This window comes from Lampropedia hyalina DSM 16112 (assembly GCF_900129055.1).
Classification (GTDB): domain Bacteria; phylum Pseudomonadota; class Gammaproteobacteria; order Burkholderiales; family Burkholderiaceae_C; genus Lampropedia; species Lampropedia hyalina.
On the sequence record NZ_FQUZ01000006.1, the window covers coordinates 91,910 to 111,321 of the forward strand.

The following is a 19,412-nucleotide window of genomic DNA, read 5'->3' on the forward strand; positions in this document are numbered from 1 at the left end:
GGCCGCCTCCATGAAGCACATTCCCCGCAAACGCTTCGGCCAGCACTTCCTGACCGACACCGGCATCATCGACCAGATCGTCAAACACATTGCCCCGCGTGCGGGCGATGCGATGGTGGAAATCGGCCCCGGCACCGGCGCGCTCACCCAGCCACTGACCGAGCACCTGCCGCAACTGACCGTCATCGAACTCGACCGCGACCTGATCCTGCGCCTGCAAATGCACCCGCAACTGCGCGTGGTACAGGGCGACGTGCTCAAGGTGGACTTTGCCGCGCTGGCCACCGAGCTGCAAGCGGCCAAATTGCGCATCGTCGGCAACCTGCCCTACAACATCTCTTCGCCCATCCTGTTCCACCTGCTGGACTTCGTGGACATCGTGCAAGACCAGCACTTCATGCTGCAAAAAGAAGTGATTGATCGCATGGTCGCGCAGCCCGCCAGTTCCGCCTACGGGCGCATCTCGGTGATGCTGCAATGGCGTTATGCAATGGAGAACGTGCTGTTCGTGCCGCCGGAATCCTTCGACCCGCCCCCCCGTGTGGACAGTGCCGTGGTACGCATGATTCCACGCCCGGCCGGCAGCTTCGCCCCGCTCGACCAGCCACTGCTGGAAGAACTGGTGCGCGTGGCCTTCAGCCAGAAACGCAAGCTGGTGCGCCACACCCTGGGCCGCTGGCTGGAGCAGCGGCAGTTCGGCGGCACATTCGACCTGCAACGCCGCGCCGAAGAAATTCCCGTGGACGAATACGTGCAACTGGCCGGACAAGTGCCCGCTGCCCCCGCACCGGCATAAACGCACTGCGCACTGCACCAGCGGCCTGACGCGCCGTCACAAAACCGTCACCTCCGGGACATACAGTCGGGCTGGGGCATATCCCCAATTGACAGGCCACCTGCCGGAGGAGCACCGCAGTGAAACTGCGCAGAATCATTGCACCATTGCTGCTGACCACCTTGCTGATGGCCGTCGGCGGTGGCATCTGGTATTCCCACACCCAACTGGGCAACACCCGCCAGAGCCAGCAGGAACAGGCACGGCAGGTCACGGTGCGCGGCCTGATCGGTTCCGAAAAAGAAACCTTCTTTGCCGACCCGCGCGTACAGCAGGCCCTGCTGGCCCACGGCATCACCGTACAGGTGGAGAAAGCCGGTTCACGCAGCATTGCCAGCCGCTACGACCCGCAGCAATACGACTTCGGCTTTCCCTCCGGCGCACCTGCCGCTGCCCAACTGCAACAGCAGGCCAAGGCCGGGCAGGTCTTCAACCCCTTCTACACCCCGATGGTACTGGCAAGCTGGGAGCCGATTGCGCAGATTCTGGTGGCCAACGGCATGGCCCGCAAGGAAGACGGCATCTACTACGTCCACGACATGCCGCGCCTGATGCAGGTCATCGGCCAGGGCACGCGCTGGCGCGACCTGCCACACAGCAACGCATTTGCCACCAGCAAATCGGTGCTGATCCACTCCACCGACGTGCGCACCTCCAACAGTGCCGCCATGTATCTGGCACTGGCCAGCTATCTGGCCAACGGCGAACAGGTGGTGCAGAGCCAGGCCGACATCGAGCGGGTGCTGCCACAGGTCACACCATTGTTCCTGCGCCAGGGTTTTCAGGAATCCTCCTCTGCCGCCCCGTTCGAGGACTATCTGGCCCTGGGCATGGGCAAGGCCCCGCTGCTGATGGCCTATGAATCGCAGATGCTGGAATTCTGGCTCCAGCAGCCCGATGCCATCAGCAGCCCGATGGTGATTCTCTACCCGCAGCCCACCGTCTATTCCAAGCATGTGCTGATTCCCTACACCCCCGCCGGGGTGCGACTGGGCGAAGTGCTGGAAAACGACCCGGCACTGCGCGAACTCATCCACGCATACGGCTACCGCACCGGCGGCGCGCGCAAAGGCCCGGAGCTGTGGGCCGAACACGGCATCAAGACCCCGGAAGTCATCGTGGACGTGATCGACCCACCCAGCCAGGAATGGCTGGAACGCCTGATCCAGCGCATCGAGCGCGCCTTCCAGTAAGAACCCTGCTCACCCCAAGGAACCCCCATGAACCAGCCCCTCCAGACCCAGACCGCCACGGCCACCGCACCGACCCTGGATTTGCAGCCCCCGCAGGCCTTCACGCTGGAGCCGCCCGCCCCCGTGCCCAGCATCCCAGCCGAATCCGCCAGCGGCCACGTCCGCCTCAAGCCCGACGAAGTGCAGGAGCTGGACGCACAGGTCAAGGCCTTCATCGACACCATCACCGCGCACGATGCCCACTCGCCCGAATTCCGGCAGGCGGTCGAGCGCATCCACGGCATGGGCAACAAGGACGTGCAAGCCTCGGCCAGCGTCTCCAACCGCATGCTGGAGCGGCCCGTGCGCAGCCTCAACAACGGCCTGTTCGACCAAGGCTCCGAAATCGGCCAGAGCCTGCTGGACCTGCGCCGCCAGATCGAGGAACTCGACCCCACGCGCCAGGGCGACCTGTTCTCGCCGCGCAAGCTGCTGGGCTTCATCCCGCTGGGCAACCGGCTGGTGGACTACTTCGACCGCTTCCAGTCCTCGCAAAGCCACCTCAACGCCATCATCGAAAGCCTCAAGCGCGGCAAGGACGAGCTGCTGCGCGACAACACCGCCATCGAGCAGGAAAAAATCAACCTCTGGACGCTGATGGAGCGGCTGGAGAAATACATCCACATCAGCAAAAAACTCGACTCCGAACTGGAAGCCAAGGCCGCTGCGCTGGACGTATCCGACCCTGCCAAGGCGCGCGTGGTGCGCGAGGAAATGCTGTTCTACACCCGCCAGAAAACCACCGACCTGCTCACCCAGATGAGCGTGAACATGCAGGGCTATCTGGCCCTGGACCTGATTCGCAAGAACAATCTGGAACTGAGCAAGGGCGTGGATCGTACCACCACCACCACGGTATCGGCACTGCGCACCGCCGTCATCGTCGCCCAGGCACTGGCCAACCAGAAACTGGTGCTCGACCAGATCAGCGCACTCAACACCACCACCGGCAACCTCATCCAGGGCACCAGCGAACTGCTGCGCCAGCAAAGCAGTGCCATCCACCAGCAGGCCGCCTCCAGCACCATCGAGATTGCCAAACTGCAACAGGCATTCCAGAACATCTACCAGACGATGGACACCATTGCCGATTTCAAGATCAAGGCACTGGCCTCCATGCAGACCACCGTCGATACCCTCAGCGGCGAAGTCACCAAGGCACGCGGCTACCTCGACCGCGTGCGCCAGCAGGAACTGGCACAACTGCCCGGCAACAATCCGCTGGGGCAGGTGCAGCTCTGAAAGCGTGTCATGCACACCGTCCCCGGCAACCAAGGCTGACCCATGTCCCGCAAGAAATCCCCCCTGCTGCTGCGCCTGCTGCCCGTGGTGCTCATCGCCCTGCTGCTGTGGTGGCAGAACCGCCCGGCCCCCGATGGCAACACGACGACCGACACCGCCGCCCCGGCCACCGCTGCGGCCCCGTTGCGCATACTGGCCGGATCGGAAATCAAATCAAAAATTGGTTCAGATATATGACTTCAATGATATTGAAAACTTCGACACTCAAAAAATAAACCCTGTATCTTTAATCATAAGCCAGGACGGTGATTGGATATACGGCCTTAATGCAGGAGGCGCATCAACGGACGGATACATCTTCCGAATTCGCACAAATGGCAATGATTTCAAAAAATTAACCACCTTTAACGAAACAACAGGCTATCAGCAATCTAGAATTTATACAAATATCGTAGAGCATGGAAATTACATTTATGGCGCATTAAATACAGGAGGAGAATTCAACAAAGGATCCATTTTCCGAATCAGCAAAAATGGCAACGAAGAAATCAAGTTACTGCATCACTTTGACACCACCACAGGTGATAATCCTCAAGGTTCGCTGGCATTGAATGGTGACGGCTATATTTATGGTGTCACCGTAAGAGGTGGGCCAACAGGACGTGGCACTGTTTACCGTATAAAACCTTCGGATATAGAAGGAGCAAGCAAGGTAGAAACGCTCGTTTACAGTTTTACTGGAGATGCAAATATCGATGGACAAAGTCCTGTTGGACTTAAATCTGCCCCAAATGGTAAGCTATACGGCCCATTGTCAAATGTGAATGGGGCGGTTGTTTATGCCTTGAATGTTGGCCATACACCACCGAATCCCATCATTGCATCCTTTGCATCCAATCAGCCAGAAGTGACTTGGCTGGGCGATGCCAATCAGCCAAAGACCAGACTGACATGGGAAGTGACAGGCCCAACGGGCTACACCACTTGCACCGCCAGCGGCGACTGGTCGGGCACCAAAGACCTCAGCGGCAGCGAGGAAGTGACCGTTTTGCGCGAAGGCAACAACACCTACACGCTGACCTGCGACAACGGCTCTGGGCTGGAGAATGCCACTTCCACTCAAACCGTGGTGGTCAAGGCCGTTACACCACCGCCGCCGGTTGCCATCAGCAGCTTCAGTGCCACACCATCCACCATCGAATCGGGCGGCAGCGTGCGCTTTGGCTGGGCCACGCAGAACGCGGTTTCCTGCACTGGCTCGTGGTCTGGAAGCAACCTGCCAGCCGACCAGTTGGCATCCGGCTGGGCAGACTTCAGCCCCAGTACAGAACCGGGCGAGAAAACCTACACGCTGAACTGCAAGGGCCGGGGCGGTGATGAGCAAAGCCTGAATACCACCGTAACCGTCACGACAGCGCAGACAGGCGGCAATGACGGAGGTGGCAGTGGCGACAGCATCAAGGTCGAAGGCGGTGGCCCGCTGGCCTGGCTGCTGGTTCCGCTGGCCGGATTGGCCTTGCTGCGTCGCCGCCGTGCAGGAGGGCTGCCGCAATAAGCCTGTGAGATCAGAAAAGGCCAGCGCAGAAGCGGCTGGGCTTGCAAGAGACGCTGCTTTCCTGGCTGGTCAGCCAACCTTTCAAAACCAACTGACCAGTCAGGGAGCCTGCGCAGTGCAGGCGGGGATGGTCATCCTGCCTGCACTTCACGCCCCGTTGCCGGGAACGCGGCATTTTAATGGCCCTGTTTTTGGCGGCGTGGTTTTTTCCGACCATTTCAATTGGAGTTTTTCATGTCAATCAAGATCAACCTGAACGGCCTGACTGCCGAAGGCCGCAACTTTGATGTAACTGCCGGTGCGCAAACCACGAGCACGTTCTTCGGTAACTTCGATGCGCTGTATCAGCAAAACGGCACGGGTACGTTTTCTGGTACGGCAACCCCTCCTACTCCTGCCGGGCACTTTGGTGGCACCCAGTTTCTGAGCCAGGCACTGACTTCCGCTCCGGCAGTTCAGGCCTGGAGTGCTAACAGTGACAATCTCGACTACACCTTCCGTGATGCCTCTGCTCCCGGCGGTGCCCACACGCTCACCGGTAATCTGGACAGCCTGAGCTTCTTCTCCAGTGTGGACGCTACTCTGCTGGACGTGGAAATCGGCGATCTGGGCATCACCGACAACCTCTACAAGACCGACCCTCTGCACGAGATCGTCAATGGTCTTCAGAACCACGACAGCAGCGCACTGCGCAGCTACCTGTTCGAGCGCGATCTGGACATCGACGGCAGCAGTGGTGACGATGTGATTGTGTCGGGCAATGGCAACGACATTCTGCGCGGCAATGCGGGCAATGATTCGCTGAGTTCCGGCGCAGGCAATGACATCCTCTACGGTGGCACCGGCAATGATGTGCTCAATGGCGGCTCCGGCGCAGACCTTCTGTTCGGGGGGGCGGGCAACGATGTGCTGATTGGTGGCGAAGGCTTCGATGTGCTGAGCGGCGGCTCTGGCGCAGACCAGTTCACCTACGAGAGCAGCAACTTCGGCTGGGATGTGATTACCGATTTCTCGCGTGCCCAGGGCGACAAGCTGGTGTTCTCCAGCGACATTTTCGCCACGGCACAGGACGCGGTGGATTCGTTCTTCTTCGGCGTGCTGGCCTATGACCTGAGCAATGCGATTGTGCTGGCAGGCGTGTCTTCGCTGACCACCAGTGACGTGGTGATTGTGTAATTGCACAGTGCACTGGATGCCGGGTCTGTCCCGGCATTCCTGCCGTATGTACAGATTTTTTGGGCAAGCGTCATGGTGCCAGGCAAGGTCTGGTTTTTCGGTATTTGCTGCGGAATCGACACGAATTTTCATGCAAGGCATCACGCCCCACCACGTCATTCCGGCGCAGGCCCACTGCTGTCCGTGACGTTTTGGCAGGTGTTTGCCAAGTGACCATTGCAGCCTTACTCAAAGCAGTAAACGCCATCATGCCGAACTTGATCGGCATCCAGTCGCAACGCAAGCTATTGGCAAGCAAGGTTTTTTTGCAAGTGTCGTCACTGGATGCCGGATCAAGTCCGGCATGACGTGGTGGGGTGCCGGAATGATGTGGTGTAGTTGGGGCGTCAGGTTCTTGGGCCATTCGTCCAGATGCCAAGGAATTCTTCCGGGGTGTAGATGGGCAGGCTGGCGCAGGCGAAGTCTCGTACGTTGCGGGTGATGATGCCATGGCAGCCGGTAAGGCGGGCGGCTTCGTGAAGAACGGCGTCTTCAAAGTCGGCAAAACCTGTCTCGATTGCATGGCTCAGGACGGTGCGATTGACAGGGGCGATGTCAAACAGCTTCAGCAGTGTGTCGATAGATTGCTTCGCGTGCTGTGCCGTCTGTGCTCGCTTGCACAGATAGAACAGGGTGGTGATGGTGGTGGCGCACAGATAACCCCTGATCTGGCCTTGTTCGACGAGTGCCAGCGTTTGGGCACTGTGCAGCGCAAAGGGTTCGCGGTCCAGCAGTACGTCGAGGACGATGTTGGTGTCGAAAAGGATGCTCATTGATGTTTCGCTTGCAGGTAGGCACGGTAATCCTCCTCATCAGGCAGTTTGCCCTGGGTGTTTTTGAGCGCACCCTTGAGGGAGGTAACCAGCGGCGGCAGTGGCGGCTGTGCAGGGGGGTGCTCAAGCTGCACGAAATAGTCGGCCACAAGCTGGGAGAGGGATTTGCCTTTCTGTCGTGCCTGTGCCTTGGCTTGCTCGATCAGGCCCGCTTCCAGCCGCAGGGTGAGTTTGGTTTGCATGGCATGCTCCATTTGACGTGTATTTATGATTTTATTGTACGTCTTTTTGCAGATCAACAGGCCTGCAAACACAACACGATGGCTTATGCCTTCGGCTGACAGCACCCTGCGATCAGGGGTTTCTTTCTCTTTCACAAGGGTTTTTTCATGAGCAGGGTTTTCAACCGTCCGGGGCGTAATCCGGTGGCCGGGGTGCTGAGATCGTTTCGGTCGGTGTTTGTCAGTGTGGGCCTGTTCAGCGCGGTCATCAATGTGCTGATGCTGGTTCCGGCCATTTACATGTTGCAGGTGTATGACCGGGTTTTGCCATCGGGCAATGAGATGACTTTGCTGATGCTGACGCTGATTCTGCTGGGGCTGTATGGTTTGATGGGTTTGCTGGAGTATTTGCGCGGCATGTTGCTGATTCGTTCGGGCAGTCGGCTGGACTTGCAGTTGAATGGTGCCGTCCACAGTGCCACTTTCGAGGCGAATTTGCGCGGGGGTGCGTTGCAGGCCAGCCAGACTCTGGGGGATTTGACAACCTTGCGGCAGTTTCTGACGGGCAATGCGCTGTTTGCATTTTTTGATGTGCCCTGGTTTCCGATTTATCTGGCGGTGATTTTCCTGTTCCATCCGTGGCTGGGGGTGCTGGCTCTGGCCGGTGCCCTGGTGCTGGTGGTGCTGGCGTGGCTGAATGAACGTGTTTCCGGGCCATTGCTGGCCGAGGCAGGGGTGTTGCACATTCAGTCTGGGGCGGTGGCTTCGGCCCATTTGCGCAATGCAGAGGTGATTGCTGCGCTGGGGATGTTGCCTGCGCTGTTCGAGCGTTGGCTATCGCTGCATCTGCGTTTTCTGCAACGTCAGCAAACGGCCAGCGAGCGGGCTGCGGTGATTGCCTCAATGACGCGGGTAGCACGGCTGTCGCTGCAATCGCTGATTCTGGGGCTGGGGGCCTTGCTGGCGGTGGAAGGCAAGATTACTCCGGGAATGATGATTGCAGCGTCGATTCTGATGGGGCGCACGCTGGCCCCCATCGAGCAGGTAATTGGCGTATGGAAGCAATGGAGCACGGCACGGCTGGCATGGGGGCGGCTGGATCAACTGCTGGCGGCGCATCCGCAGCGGGATGCTGGCATGTCCCTGCCACGTCCGACCGGGGAACTGGTGCTGGAGGCGGTGGCGGCCATTGCGCCGGGGACAAGGCCCGGCCAGCCCGCGCGGGCGGTGTTTTCGCAATTGAACCTGAAGCTGGAGCCGGGCCAGGTGCTGGCGGTGGTCGGGCCTTCGGGCGCAGGCAAATCGACTCTGGCACGCCTGCTGGTGGGGGTAGCGGCTCCAGCAGCGGGGCATGTGCGGCTGGATGGCGCAGATGTGTACCAGTGGGACAAGGCACAGCTTGGCCCGGCGATTGGTTATCTGCCGCAGGATGTGGAGCTTTTTGCAGGAAGTCTGAGCGAGAACATTGCCCGTTTCGGAGCGGTGGATGCCGACAGGGTGGTGGCGGCGGCCAAACTGGCGGGGGTGCATGAGCTGATTCTGCATTTGCCACAGGGCTACGATACGCTGCTGGGCGAAGGCGGCGCGGGGCTTTCCGGTGGGCAGCGGCAGCGCGTCGGGCTGGCTCGCGCCCTGTATGGCGAGCCGGTTTTCGTGGTGCTGGATGAGCCCAATGCCAGTCTGGACGAGGCAGGAGAAGCGGCACTGGAGCGGGCCATTGCAGCACTGAAGGCAGCCGGGACGACGGTGGTGCTGATGACGCACCGTCAGGGTTTGCTGGCACAGAGTGATCGCCTGCTGGTGCTGCGCCCTGGGCAGCCGTCGGCATTCGGGCCGACGGACAAGGTGCTGGCGGCCTTGCGGAATGCGGCAGCGGGTTCCCTCGGTGGCGGACAAGCCATTGCCCACAGGGACAAGGGGATGGCGGCAGAACCGGCCGCAGGTGATGGCCCTGCCATGTACCAGTCATCTCTGGCCTATCGGCTCAAGCCGGGCACAGCAGACCATGCAGCAACGGCAGGCAGCCAACAGGAGAGCATTCAATGAGCGGCGGCAACAGTGACAACAGGGACAACAGTGGCGTATTGACTGAAACCGCACCGCAAAACAGTTCTGCCACGACAGCAGGCATCAGGCTGGATGAAAAAGCGTATGTCCGCTGGGGGTGGCTGGTGGTGCTGCTGGGTTTTGTGGGTTTCGTGGCCTGGGCGGCACTGGCCCCACTGGACAAGGGAATTCCGGCGACGGGGACGGTGACGGTTTCAGGTCATCGCAAGGTGGTGCAGAGCGCGGTGGACGGGCGCATTGCGCGCATTCTGGTGCAGGATGGGCAGGCCGTGCAGGAAGGCCAGCCGTTGCTGCATCTGGATGAAACCTCGGCCAGGGCAGCAGCCGATTCGCTACGCATTCAGTGGGCCACGCTGCGCGCCAGTGCGGCACGTCTGACAGCAGAGCGCGACGGCACCGACAGGGTGACATTCACCCCCGATCTGGCCGATCTGGCAGCAACCGGTGCCGATGTGCGGGTGCAGGCAGCACTGGAGTTGCAGCATCAGTTGTTTGCCTCCAGGCGGCAGGCACTGGCGAGCGAAATCAACGCCATGCAGGAATCCGTGGCAGGCCATGAGTCGGAACTGGCCGGGCTGCGCGAGACGCTGGCGGCACGTCGCCAGCAGCAGCAGGCTTTGCAGGAACAGGTGACGGGCCTGCGCGCCCTGGCACAGGATGGCTATGTGTCGCGCAACCGTCTGCTGGATACAGAGCGGCTGCTGGCACAGACGATAGGGGCCTTGGCCGAAGAATCGGGGCGACTGGGGCAGTTGCAGCGGCAGATTGCCGAGCAACGCTTGCGCATTGTGCAGCGTCGCCAGCAGTATCAGGCGGATGTCCGCGCCCAGTTGGCCGACGCGCGCGTGCAGGCAGAATCGACGACAGAGCGGCTGGCGGCAGCAGAGTATGAACTGGGCCATGCCACCATTGCGGCACCGGCCACGGGCAATGTGGTGGGGCTGAATGTGTTCACCGAAGGCGGCTATGTCCGTGCAGGCGAGAAGCTGATGGATGTCGTGCCCGGTGGCCAGCCCCTGACGGTACAGGCGCAGATACCCGTGAATCTGATCGACAAGGTGCATCCGGGGCTGGAGGTGGAAATCATGTTCACGGCGTTCAACCAGAACCGCACGCCCAATATTCCCGGCACCGTGAAGGTGCTGGGTGCCGACCGGCTGGAGGAGGAGCGCACGGGTTTGCCCTATTACCCGATGGAGGTGGAGGTGACGACCGAAGGCATGGAAAAGCTGGCCGGGCTGGATTTGCGCCCCGGCATGCCCGCGCAGGTGCTGGTTCGCACGGGGGAGCGCACATTGCTGTCGTATCTGTTCAAACCGCTGACGGATCGTTTCCATCTGGCACTGGGGGAGGAGTGAGAATGGCATGGCATAAAACTGCACGTTGGCAGCACGCACGTCACTGGTGCGTAGCCTTGCTGATCGGCACAGGCATGGTGGTGGGCATGGGCACACCGGCACACGCGCTGGGGTTGCTGGAAGCCTATGCACTGGCCACTGCAAACGATGCCACGTTTCAGGCGGCCCGCGCCAGCCGCGATGCGGGGCTGGAGAACAGAGGCATTGGCCGCGCCGGGCTTCTGCCACAGGTGTCGTTGAGCTATCAGAATGCGCCCAGAAACCGGCAACACATTCGCTATGAAGCCAGCAACGGTCAGTTTCAGGAAGACGACCGGGAGTACAAAAGCCATGCCGGTTCCGTCACACTGACCCAGCCGCTGTTCGATGCGGCCGCATGGGCGCGCTGGAAAAAGGCCGGGGCCTATGCCCTGATGGCCGACGAACAGTACCGCAGCAAGGCCCAGGACTTGGTACTGCGTCTGGTCAAGGGCTATACGGGAGTATTGCTGGCACAGGAGCAACTGGCTTTCGCACATGCCCAGCACGATGTGTATCGGGAACAGTTGCAGCGCAACACCAAGGCATTCGAGCACGGCGATGGCACACGCACCGATATGGCGCAAACCCAGGCACGACTCAAGCAGGCCGAGGTGGATGTGATTACCGCCGAAAACGCCCTGGAGGTGGCGCAACTGGCCTTGCAGTCGATGCTCGGGCTGCAACAACCGGCCCTGCCGCCACTGGATGCACTGGCGGCCGACTTTGCCGACGCCACAGCTCCTGAACTGGAAACGCAGGACTTTGCCCACTGGCAGCAACTGGCACTGACGCACAACGCTGAACTGGCGGCCCAGCGTCACGCACTGGAAGCAGCGCGGCAGGATGTACGGGTACAGAAGGCAGCGCATCTGCCCACGGTGCGGGCATTTGTGCAGCACTCGCGCAACCAGTCTGACATTGCAGCAGCCTACAACCAGAACTACCGCACCAATACCGTGGGGGTGGTGCTGAACATGCCACTGTATGCCGGTGGCGGTACTGCCGCAGCCACCCGGCAATCGGCCCATCTGCACGAAAGTGCCCGCCACACACTGGAGGCACAAACGCAGACGGTATTGCTGGAATTACGCAAGCAGCACCGTCTCAGCCAGAGTGGCCCCACACGCATTGCCGCCAGTCTGGAGGCGATGCGGGCAGCCGAACTGGCACTGGAAGGCAACCGCCGCAGCGTGATGGCGGGTGAACGCACCAATCTGGATGTACTGGATGCCATCCAGCAGATGTACCGCGCCCGGCGCGATCTGTCGAATGTGATCTACGAAACGATCAACGCCCGGCTGGAACTGCGCTGGCGCACCGGCACCCTGGATGCCGGGGACTTGCAGGAACTGGCTGCGTATTTTCCGTCCCCGGACTGACGACAATTTCAGAACAGGTTCTCAGGGCCGTTTCATCTCGCAGGTGAACGGCTGTGACGCCTGTTCGGGGGTCAGGGTGCGGATGACCTCGAAGCCGTAGCCGGAGCCTTCCACGTCAAAGGGCACAGTGCCGGTTCCGGCCTTCTGCATGCGGCCTACCAGCAGGGATTGCTGGAACTGGTGGTCGGCCGCGCGCATGGCTCCCTTCTGGCCGTGGAGTTCCACCGCGACGTTCTCCAGCGCGTAGGCGACTTTCTGCGGGTCGGTGCTTTGCGCCTTCTCGAAGGCCTGCGCCAGCGATTCGATCAGCAACTGCATGCGCATGTGCACATAGTCATCCTGCGGGTTGGGGAAGCGGGCGCGGAATGATTCGTAGAAGGCACGGCTTTCGGCAGTGGGGTTGTTGGGGAACCAGTCGGCCACGGCCACGACCTTGCCGATGCCCGCGTCGCCAATGGCTGCCGGTGCGCCCAGTGCGTTGGCGTAGAACGTGTAGAAGCTGCCATCAAAACCGACCTCGGTGACGGCCTTGACGAACAGGGTCAGGTCGTTGCCCCAGTTGCCGGTAATCACGGCCTGCGCACCGCTGGCCTTGATCTTCGCGCCATAGGGGGCGAAGTCCTTCACCTTGCCAATCGGGTGGTATTCCTCGGCGACGATCTCGATGTCGGGGCGACGTTCGGCCAACTGGCGGCGGGCTTCTTTCAGCACCAGATGGCCGAAGCTGTAGTCCTGCCCGAACAGATAGACTTTCTGGATGCTTTTGTCCTGCTCCAGCACGCTCATCAATGCGTTCATGCGCATATCGGCATGGGCATCGAAGCGGAAATGCCAGAAGTTGCACTTCTCGTTGGTCAATGCCGGATCGGTGGCCGAATAGTTCAGGTACAGCAGCTTGTGCTGGGGGTTGCGCTGGTTGTTCTTCTCGACGGCGTTCAGGATGGCCTCGGCGGTGGCAGAAGAATTGCCTTGCAGGATGTAATGCACCCCGGCATCGGCCACGGAACGCAGGGCCGCCAAGGCTTCCTCGGTCTGGCCCTTGCTGTCGAAACGCAGCAGTTGCAGTGGCCGCTGGCCGCCCTGCTCGGCAGGCAAGTGGATGCCGCCACGGGCATTGACGCGCTCGATCGCCCAGCTCAGGTTGCGGAACACGGCTTCGCCGGTGTTGGCAAACGGCCCGGAGAGGCTTTCCACCAGTGCCAGCCGGATCGGTTCGCCACTCGCCGCGCTGGTATTTGCATTTGCGTTTGTGTTTGCGGTCGCCGTGCTGGCCCAGGCTCCCGTGCCGATGCTGGCACACAGTGTCACGGCACCCGTCAGCACCGTGCGACGCAGCAGCCCCGACTGGGCCGACGGGAGGGACATCTTGTTCTTGCGCATGTTCTGCAATCCTTTTTCTCTGAAAGTCACAAAGCCTGGGAGTTTAGGACATGGCGCAGACATTGCCACAAAAGCCACCCTGGCAACCGGGTCGGGTCCACTGCTGTCCGGAATCAATTCAGGCGTGCCTCTCAATGCCTTGTTATGGCTGGGTTTAATGCGTTTCAGGCAAACCCGGACTCCAATTTTTGCACTTCATCAACCTACCCCGCACCGTCATTCCGGCGCAGGCCGGAATCCAGTGACCCCTTGTTCCATTCGGCAATATCGGTGTTTGCTGCAACGTCGTCACTGGATTCCGGCCTGCGCCGGAATGACGGCGGTTTGTGTGTCGATGGCGGGGGCAATGACACCATTGGCAGCCCTCTCAAAACGTTCCGGGCAGCAGTGGGGTCGGGTCAGGAGGTTGGCGAGCGTTTCCTCAATGGCAATCCGGCCCGATCTGGTCGAAATACACCTCGAAGGCCACATCTGCCGCCCATTGGTGCAGGCGTTGCTGCCAGCGTGCGGGCTGTGCCAGTTGCGCCCATACCGGGGCTATTTGCTGCTGCAAGTCCCGGTTCGATGCGCCAACGACCAGCACCCACTTGGCAGGGCTGCGCGGTGGCAAAGTGGCAGAGAATTTCTGCCATTCCTTGCGCCGGAACAGTTGCTGCAACTGCGCCTGTTCGCCCAGCGCGGCATCGCATTCTCCGGTGCGCACCAGCACCAGTGCCTGGGCCGGGGCATCGAACCAGCGCACCTGTGCCCCCAGTGCGGCAATGGCATCCTGCCAATGGCGGTGCCCTTGCGCCACGCACACGGTGCGCCCACGCAGATCCGACCAGGTACGAACGGTGGTATCGGAACGCATGGCCACGCTGTAGCCACTGTCATGCCCGGCAGGCAGCAGCGTGGTCGCTGGCACGGCAGGCAGGCCATCCCCGGCAGGCAGCAGCAGCGCGTCCACTTCGCCCTGCTGCAATGCCTGCTGCCGGTGCTCTGCCGCCACCGGCACCAGCTCCAGCGACTGACCCAACTGCTGGGCCAGCTCCCTGGCCAGCACGCCTTCAAAGCCCGCATCCGTGTAGTTGCGTGTGTCGCTTTGCAATGGCATGGCAGACGGCAACAACCCGATGCGCAACACCGCAGCATCCGCTGGCGAAGCCGCACTCCAGCCTATGCCCAGGAACAGCGCGATACGGCACCATATATATTCAGCATTTATTTTCATATAAAAAATACAAAACCCATTTTCAGCCCATAAATTATCACAAATCAACATCACCATAAAATACAAATACTTATAAACAAATCATATTTTTATATATTGAATTTGCAAATAAAAAATGATTATTTTTTGATGAATAGGGATTTATCTAGAATCCGCAGTCATTCATACCGAATCACTCTTTCGTTTCAGGAGTTCCATCATGCAAAAGCCTCTGTGGCAGCGGGGCACGCGCCGTCCGCTGCGTTCCCTTCGCACCCTGGGTCTGGCACTGGCCGGTTTACTGGGCAGTGTGGCCAGTTTTGCTTCCGAAGCCTTGCCCAGCATCAACCTGCAACTCTCGCCGTGGACGGTGATTGCCCGCGAAAAAGGCTTTTTCAAGGAAGCCTTCGACAAGGTCGGCACCACCAAGGTCAATCTGATCGCCGCCGGGGGCGCGGAACTGCTGGGTGCGGAGGCGGCAGCCATCAACAATGGCGCGATTGCGATTGCACAGCGCATGATCTACCCTGCCACCGTGCACCGTGCCAATGGGCTGGACGGGGTCATCATCTGGTCGTCGGGTGTTTCCAACCGCTACCGCGCACCGATTCTGGCGCGTGCCGACAACGATGAGATCAACAGCATTGCCGATCTGGATGGCAAGAAGTTCGGCAGCAGCCGCATCAGTTGCTACTGGTCGTCGCCGTTCGAGGCTACCAGCAAGGCCGGCCTGACGTTCGACTCCCGCGAGCAAAAAGGCCGCATCCGCTATGAGTCCATCGACAACTCGGCGGTGGCCATTTCGGCCGTGCTGTCGGGCGCGAACGATGCCACCACCGCCCACCTGACCACGGGGGCATTTGTCGGTGCCTGGCTGTCGGGCAAGCTCAAGGTGGTGGGGCACTCGCCCGACGATGGCGTGTATGTGAACCATGCCGGGCGCGTGGTGTACTTTGCCAAGCGGGACTTTGCCGAGAAATACCCGGATGTCATCAAGGCATTCCTGAGCGCGCGTGAACGCACGCTGCAATGGACGCTCGATCATGTGGACGAAGCCGCCGAAATCGTCGCCAAGCAGACCCGCGTGCCACTGGATGTGGCCAAGTTCCAGATCACCCACGCCGGCTCCACCAACTTCATGCAGAGCGAGGCCAGTGCCGACCGTGTGCGCGAGTCCATCAAGACCTTCCAGAAATGGTACATCGACCACGGCGACGACATTCTGAACGAGCGACGGCTCAGCGACACCCAGGTGGACGCCTTCGTGGATGGCAAGTTCTTCGTGGGCGGCAGCCACACCATCTACCAGTAACCCACCAGCCCACCACTCGCGCCCCCTGTGCTCCCACAGTCGGGGCGCGCTCTTTCCCTTTCTCCGCACGAAAAACACACCATGAGCAGCACCGTCGCCCATTCCCTCCCCGCCACCCGGCCTGCCCCGCGCGCCGGTCTGCTGGGCAAAGCCAGTGATGCCCTGAAGAAACGCAGCTACATCGGCCTTATTCTGCCCGCCATCATCCTGGCTCTGTGGCAGGCATCGGCCAGCTTTGGCTGGGTGGACAAGATCTTCCTGCCCGAGCCGCTCAAGGTGGTGACCGCATTCTGGACGATGCTGACCAAGCAGAACCTGTTGCTGGACTTCTTCACCAGCATCAGCATCGTCGGGCAGGCATTCATCTATGGTTCAGCCGCCGCGCTGGTGCTGGGCATTGCCGCCGGGCTGTCGCAGAAGGTGGAACGCTTCTTCGGCCCCACGTTCGACACCATCCGCCACATTCCGGGCATTGCCTGGCTGCCGCTGATCGTACTGTGGCTGGGCATCGGCGCACCGGCCAAGATTCTGGTGATTGCCAAGTCGGTGTTCTTCCCGGTGTTCCTGAACACCCTGCAAGGCATCCGCAATGTGGACAAGAACCACATTGAACTGTCCAGGGTGCTCACCCTCAACCGCCAGCAACTGATTCGCAAGATCATCCTGCCTGCGGCCGCGCCCAGCATCATGGTGTCGCTGCGCTATTCCGCCGGGCTGGCCTGGGCACTGGTGGTGGTGGCCGAGGGCCTGAGCGGGCTGGAAGGGCTGGGCTTTCTGATCTTCCGCGCCCAGGGCCTGCTGCTGACCGACCAGTTGATCGTCTGCATGGTCATCATCGGTGTGGTGGGCTTTGCCATCGACCGTGGCATGTACGCCCTGCAACGCCGCGTGCTGCGCTGGAAGCAAGGCTACGACGGCTGATGCAGCCGCCCTCACCCCCATCCCGGCACACACACTCATCCACTCCGCGTGAAAGACACCCTTCATGGCCACGCCCGCCAAACTCGAAATCCAGCACATTTCCAAACACTATGACGTGGAAGGACGGCCCCCGTTGCAGGTGCTGTCCGACACCAGCTTCAGCGTGGAGCCTGGCTCCTTCGTCTCCATCGTCGGCCCCAGCGGCTGCGGCAAGTCCACCATCCTGCGGCTGATCGTCGGGCTGGATCAGGATTACCACGGTGACATCCTGCTCAACGGCCAGCGCATCACCGGCACCAGCCTGTCGCGCGGCATCGTGTTCCAGGATCACCGCCTCCTGCCCTGGCTGACACTGGAGCGCAACATCGATCTGGCTCTGGAAAACTCCCGCTGGACGGCACACCAGAAAGCCAAGGCCGTGCGTGAGCACATTGAGCTGGTGGGGCTGTCGGGCTTTGAAACCGCATTTCCGCACCAGTTGTCGGGCGGCATGGCGCAACGTGCGGCCATTGCACGCGGCCTCGTCGGCCAGCCGGAAATCCTGCTGCTCGACGAACCGCTGGGCGCGCTCGATGCGCTCACCCGCGTGCGCTTGCAGGAAGAACTGCTGCGCATCTGGCGTGCCGAAGGCGTGACGATGATTCTGGTCACGCACGACGTGGACGAAGCCATTTACCTGAGCAACCGCATTCTGGTGATGAACGCCAATCCGGGGCGCATCGTGCGCGAAGTGGACGTGAATCTATCCAACCGCAGCGACCGCGCCAGCCATGAATTCACCAGCATCAAGCGCGAAGTGCTGGACGCAATGGGCGAATACGAAAAACTGCGGGAGGCGGCATGAGGCTGACCCACCGCCTGCCGCTGGCCCTTGCACTCTCCACCCTGCTGCTGGTGGCACAGGGAAGTGCGCACGCTGCCGATACCGCCCCGATTGCCGACCTGCCCGAACTGGGGCCGATTCGGGCGCAAATCTATTCCGGCGAATACGAAACCGCCGTGCAGGAATTGCAGCAACTGGTGGAAGCCGCTGGCGACAACGCCCACCCCGACGTGTACAACCTGCTGGGCTTCAGCCTGCGCAACATCCAACGCTACGACGAAGCCGCGCACTGGTACCGGCGCGCGCTGTACTTCGATGCCACGCACCGTGCCACCCTCGAATACCAGGGCGAATTGTTCATCTCGCTGGGAGACATCGAGAATGCGCAGAAAAACCACCGTTACCTGCAAATCCTCTGCGGCACAGAAAAATGCCCCGAACTGGAACAACTGGGCAAGGCACTGGCCAAAGCGGGACATCCGGTGCAGGCACCGTAACGCGGCGGCACCCTGCCCCGCCACTCAGTGCCCGAACCGCAACGGCGAATACGGAGCCGGGTCGGTGTACGGTGTTTCGCCGCTCATCAACTGCACCAGCAGGCGGGCGGTGGCAGGCCCCAGCGTGAAGCCCTGGTGGGCATGGCCAAAGTGGAACCACAGCCCTTTGTGGCGCGGGGCTGCGCCGATGACGGGCTTCATGTCGGCGGTGCAGGGGCGCGCGCCCATCCACGGTTGTGGCTCCACCGGCTCGCCCAAGGTTACCAGCGTACGGGCGACTCTCTCGGCCTTGGCCACCTGCACGGGTGTGGGGCGGTCGTACAGACGCGCGAATTCGGCCCCGGTGGTCAGGCGCAGTCCCTGGTTCATCGGCACCAGCATGAAACCGTTTTCGGCATCCAGCACCGGGTGATGCAGTGGCTCACCCCGGTAGTGCTGGTGGTAGCCCCGCTTGATGAACAGCGGCAGACGGTAGCCCAGGCCGCGCGTCCAGCCCGCCGCCCACGGCCCCAGTGCCACAACGGCCTGCCGCGCTTCCACCACGCCATCGGTGGTCTGCACCTGCCAGCCCGCACCCCTGGCTTGCAGGGTACGCGCATCGCCCTGCGCCAGAATGCCACCCAGTGCCTGAAAACGGCGGGCATAGTGCTCCACCAGTGCGCCGGGGTCGCGCACGCACCACGGCTCGGTCCAGTGAATCGCGCCGCTCATGCCTTGCAGGCCCGGCTCCAGCGCAGTCAGTGCGGTGCGATCGAGCCGCTGGTGGGGCACGCCGAATTCCTGCACCAGCCATTGCGCGTGCTCGGCGGCCTGCGCCAGCAGGCGTTCGTCGCGGAACGCCTTGAGCCAGCCAGTCTTGCGCACCAGATGCGCCGCGCCAGACTCCTCGATCAGCTCGGCATGGGCCGGGATAGCCTGGGCGATCAGGCGGCTGAACTCCTGCACGATCTGGCCATAGCGGTGCGGCGTGGAGTTGTGCCAGTACTTCTGCAACACCGGCGCGAGGCCCGGCAAGGCCGTCAGGTGGTAGTTCACGTCCACCCCGCCCTTGCGCACCACTTTCCACAGTGGCGCGAAGCCCTGCGGGAAGCCGTAAGGCTCCACGGCCTCGCTCTGAATCAGCCCGGCATTGCCGTAGGAGGTTTCGCGCCCCGGCTCGCGCCGATCCACCAGCACCACGCGATAGCCGTGGCGCACCAGTTGCAATGCGGTGCTGGTTCCCACCATGCCCGCACCGGCGACAATGACTGTTTGATCCATGCCCTGCTCCCCTGAAATACCGATGTTTTCAATGGCCTTAGAACGTGTTTACTTGCCCGGTCAATGTAGCACAGCGGCCAGGGAAGGTCTGCCCGAATGGAGCGGTAAGTGTGCGCTGCGGATCGGGAT

At 61.3% G+C, this 19,412-nt stretch carries 19 protein-coding genes; 14 read left to right on the plus strand and 5 right to left on the minus strand.

Translation table 11 applies throughout. The annotated features are described in order from the left end of the window. Positions 1-10: 10 nt before the first annotated feature. The 7 genes from rsmA (at position 11) to BUE21_RS14655 (ending at position 6,387) form a co-directional block, all read left to right on the plus strand. Positions 11-796 carry a 16S rRNA (adenine(1518)-N(6)/adenine(1519)-N(6))-dimethyltransferase RsmA gene (rsmA, locus tag BUE21_RS03830; RefSeq protein ID WP_073354826.1) on the plus strand — a complete coding sequence of 262 codons (786 nt, stop codon included), beginning with the start codon at positions 11-13 and terminating at the stop codon, positions 794-796. A 119-nt stretch (positions 797-915) separates the two neighbouring features. Next, positions 916-2,028, plus strand: coding sequence for a hypothetical protein (locus BUE21_RS03835; RefSeq protein WP_234971039.1), 1,113 nt, complete (start codon positions 916-918; stop codon positions 2,026-2,028). A gap of 27 nt (positions 2,029-2,055) precedes the next feature. Next, entirely contained in the window at positions 2,056-3,309 is a 1,254-nt protein-coding gene (locus BUE21_RS03840) for a toxic anion resistance protein (RefSeq protein ID WP_073354828.1), read from the plus strand. A gap of 42 nt (positions 3,310-3,351) precedes the next feature. After that, positions 3,352-3,546: a hypothetical protein gene (locus BUE21_RS03845; RefSeq protein WP_073354830.1), complete on the plus strand. Its 195-nt coding sequence runs from the start codon at positions 3,352-3,354 to the stop codon at positions 3,544-3,546. Further along, positions 3,530-4,864 carry a choice-of-anchor tandem repeat GloVer-containing protein gene (locus BUE21_RS14375; protein ID WP_143164406.1) on the plus strand — a complete coding sequence of 445 codons (1,335 nt, stop codon included), beginning with the start codon at positions 3,530-3,532 and terminating at the stop codon, positions 4,862-4,864. The genes BUE21_RS03845 and BUE21_RS14375 overlap by 17 nt, the downstream gene beginning before the upstream one ends. 234 nt (positions 4,865-5,098) lie before the next feature. Further along, positions 5,099-6,040, plus strand: a complete 942-nt coding sequence (locus BUE21_RS03855) for a calcium-binding protein (RefSeq protein WP_143164407.1) — start codon at positions 5,099-5,101, stop codon at positions 6,038-6,040. Positions 6,041-6,249: 209 nt separating this feature from the next. After that, entirely contained in the window at positions 6,250-6,387 is a 138-nt protein-coding gene (locus BUE21_RS14655) for a hypothetical protein (RefSeq protein WP_159435794.1), read from the plus strand. A gap of 39 nt (positions 6,388-6,426) precedes the next feature. Here BUE21_RS14655 and BUE21_RS03860 read toward each other — a convergent pair whose 3' ends face one another. Then, positions 6,427-6,852, minus strand: a complete 426-nt coding sequence (locus BUE21_RS03860; protein ID WP_073354834.1) for a PIN domain-containing protein — start codon at positions 6,850-6,852, stop codon at positions 6,427-6,429. Next, the gene (locus BUE21_RS03865; protein ID WP_073354836.1) at positions 6,849-7,094 is read right to left on the minus strand and encodes a DUF6364 family protein; all 246 of its coding nucleotides are present in this window, start codon (positions 7,092-7,094) and stop codon (positions 6,849-6,851) included. Before BUE21_RS03865 ends, BUE21_RS03860 begins: the two co-directional genes overlap by 4 nt. Before the next feature lie 147 nt (positions 7,095-7,241). On the opposite strand from BUE21_RS03865, the gene BUE21_RS03870 reads away from it, so the two are divergent. Genes BUE21_RS03870 through BUE21_RS03880 form a run of 3 tightly spaced genes read left to right on the plus strand, consistent with a single transcriptional unit; the run spans position 7,242 to position 11,898 of the window. Beyond that, positions 7,242-9,119, plus strand: coding sequence for a type I secretion system permease/ATPase (locus BUE21_RS03870; protein WP_073354837.1), 1,878 nt, complete (start codon positions 7,242-7,244; stop codon positions 9,117-9,119). Further along, on the plus strand, positions 9,116-10,498 hold the full coding sequence (locus BUE21_RS03875) for an HlyD family type I secretion periplasmic adaptor subunit (protein WP_084522802.1): 1,383 nt from the start codon (positions 9,116-9,118) through the stop codon (positions 10,496-10,498). Before BUE21_RS03870 ends, BUE21_RS03875 begins: the two co-directional genes overlap by 4 nt. Before the next feature lie 2 nt (positions 10,499-10,500). Next, positions 10,501-11,898: a TolC family outer membrane protein gene (locus tag BUE21_RS03880; protein ID WP_084522804.1), complete on the plus strand. Its 1,398-nt coding sequence runs from the start codon at positions 10,501-10,503 to the stop codon at positions 11,896-11,898. A 21-nt stretch (positions 11,899-11,919) separates the two neighbouring features. On the opposite strand, the gene BUE21_RS03885 is transcribed toward BUE21_RS03880, so the two are convergent. Beyond that, the gene (locus BUE21_RS03885) at positions 11,920-13,278 is read right to left on the minus strand and encodes a branched-chain amino acid ABC transporter substrate-binding protein (RefSeq protein ID WP_234971040.1); all 1,359 of its coding nucleotides are present in this window, start codon (positions 13,276-13,278) and stop codon (positions 11,920-11,922) included. Between the two features lie 421 nt (positions 13,279-13,699). Continuing rightward, a complete protein-coding gene (locus BUE21_RS03890) occupies positions 13,700-14,491 on the minus strand; it encodes a transporter substrate-binding domain-containing protein (protein ID WP_159435795.1) in 792 nt (263 codons plus the stop codon). A 199-nt stretch (positions 14,492-14,690) separates the two neighbouring features. Between BUE21_RS03890 and BUE21_RS03895 the strand changes: the two genes are divergently transcribed. The 4 genes from BUE21_RS03895 (at position 14,691) to BUE21_RS03910 (ending at position 18,023) form a co-directional block, all read left to right on the plus strand. After that, positions 14,691-15,782 (plus strand): ABC transporter substrate-binding protein, encoded by a 1,092-nt coding sequence (locus BUE21_RS03895; protein ID WP_084522808.1) that lies wholly within the window; start codon positions 14,691-14,693, stop codon positions 15,780-15,782. 81 nt (positions 15,783-15,863) lie between these two features. Further along, positions 15,864-16,703, plus strand: a complete 840-nt coding sequence (locus BUE21_RS03900) for an ABC transporter permease (RefSeq protein ID WP_084522810.1) — start codon at positions 15,864-15,866, stop codon at positions 16,701-16,703. Positions 16,704-16,767: 64 nt separating this feature from the next. Next, positions 16,768-17,547, plus strand: coding sequence for an ABC transporter ATP-binding protein (locus tag BUE21_RS03905; RefSeq protein WP_073354840.1), 780 nt, complete (start codon positions 16,768-16,770; stop codon positions 17,545-17,547). Then, positions 17,544-18,023, plus strand: coding sequence for a tetratricopeptide repeat protein (locus BUE21_RS03910; RefSeq protein WP_084522812.1), 480 nt, complete (start codon positions 17,544-17,546; stop codon positions 18,021-18,023). The genes BUE21_RS03905 and BUE21_RS03910 overlap by 4 nt, the downstream gene beginning before the upstream one ends. A 24-nt stretch (positions 18,024-18,047) precedes the next feature. On the opposite strand, the gene BUE21_RS03915 is transcribed toward BUE21_RS03910, so the two are convergent. Beyond that, positions 18,048-19,283 carry an FAD-dependent oxidoreductase gene (locus tag BUE21_RS03915; protein WP_073354841.1) on the minus strand — a complete coding sequence of 412 codons (1,236 nt, stop codon included), beginning with the start codon at positions 19,281-19,283 and terminating at the stop codon, positions 18,048-18,050. Positions 19,284-19,412: the final 129 nt, after the last annotated feature.

Excerpts from the sequence above, each read along its gene's own strand:
- rsmA (WP_073354826.1), top strand. The coding sequence starts at position 11 with ATGAAGCACATTCCCCGCAAACGCTTCGGCCAGCACTTCCTGACCGAC.
- BUE21_RS03840 (WP_073354828.1), top strand. The coding sequence starts at position 2,056 with ATGAACCAGCCCCTCCAGACCCAGACCGCCACGGCCACCGCACCGACC.
- BUE21_RS03845 (WP_073354830.1), top strand. The coding sequence starts at position 3,352 with ATGTCCCGCAAGAAATCCCCCCTGCTGCTGCGCCTGCTGCCCGTGGTG.
- BUE21_RS03855 (WP_143164407.1), top strand. The coding sequence starts at position 5,099 with ATGTCAATCAAGATCAACCTGAACGGCCTGACTGCCGAAGGCCGCAAC.
- BUE21_RS03860 (WP_073354834.1), bottom strand. The coding sequence starts at position 6,852 with ATGAGCATCCTTTTCGACACCAACATCGTCCTCGACGTACTGCTGGAC.
- BUE21_RS03865 (WP_073354836.1), bottom strand. The coding sequence starts at position 7,094 with ATGCAAACCAAACTCACCCTGCGGCTGGAAGCGGGCCTGATCGAGCAA.
- BUE21_RS03870 (WP_073354837.1), top strand. The coding sequence starts at position 7,242 with ATGAGCAGGGTTTTCAACCGTCCGGGGCGTAATCCGGTGGCCGGGGTG.
- BUE21_RS03875 (WP_084522802.1), top strand. The coding sequence starts at position 9,116 with ATGAGCGGCGGCAACAGTGACAACAGGGACAACAGTGGCGTATTGACT.
- BUE21_RS03880 (WP_084522804.1), top strand. The coding sequence starts at position 10,501 with ATGGCATGGCATAAAACTGCACGTTGGCAGCACGCACGTCACTGGTGC.
- BUE21_RS03885 (WP_234971040.1), bottom strand. The coding sequence starts at position 13,278 with ATGCGCAAGAACAAGATGTCCCTCCCGTCGGCCCAGTCGGGGCTGCTG.
- BUE21_RS03890 (WP_159435795.1), bottom strand. The coding sequence starts at position 14,491 with ATGAAAATAAATGCTGAATATATATGGTGCCGTATCGCGCTGTTCCTG.
- BUE21_RS03895 (WP_084522808.1), top strand. The coding sequence starts at position 14,691 with ATGCAAAAGCCTCTGTGGCAGCGGGGCACGCGCCGTCCGCTGCGTTCC.
- BUE21_RS03900 (WP_084522810.1), top strand. The coding sequence starts at position 15,864 with ATGAGCAGCACCGTCGCCCATTCCCTCCCCGCCACCCGGCCTGCCCCG.
- BUE21_RS03905 (WP_073354840.1), top strand. The coding sequence starts at position 16,768 with ATGGCCACGCCCGCCAAACTCGAAATCCAGCACATTTCCAAACACTAT.
- BUE21_RS03910 (WP_084522812.1), top strand. The coding sequence starts at position 17,544 with ATGAGGCTGACCCACCGCCTGCCGCTGGCCCTTGCACTCTCCACCCTG.
- BUE21_RS03915 (WP_073354841.1), bottom strand. The coding sequence starts at position 19,283 with ATGGATCAAACAGTCATTGTCGCCGGTGCGGGCATGGTGGGAACCAGC.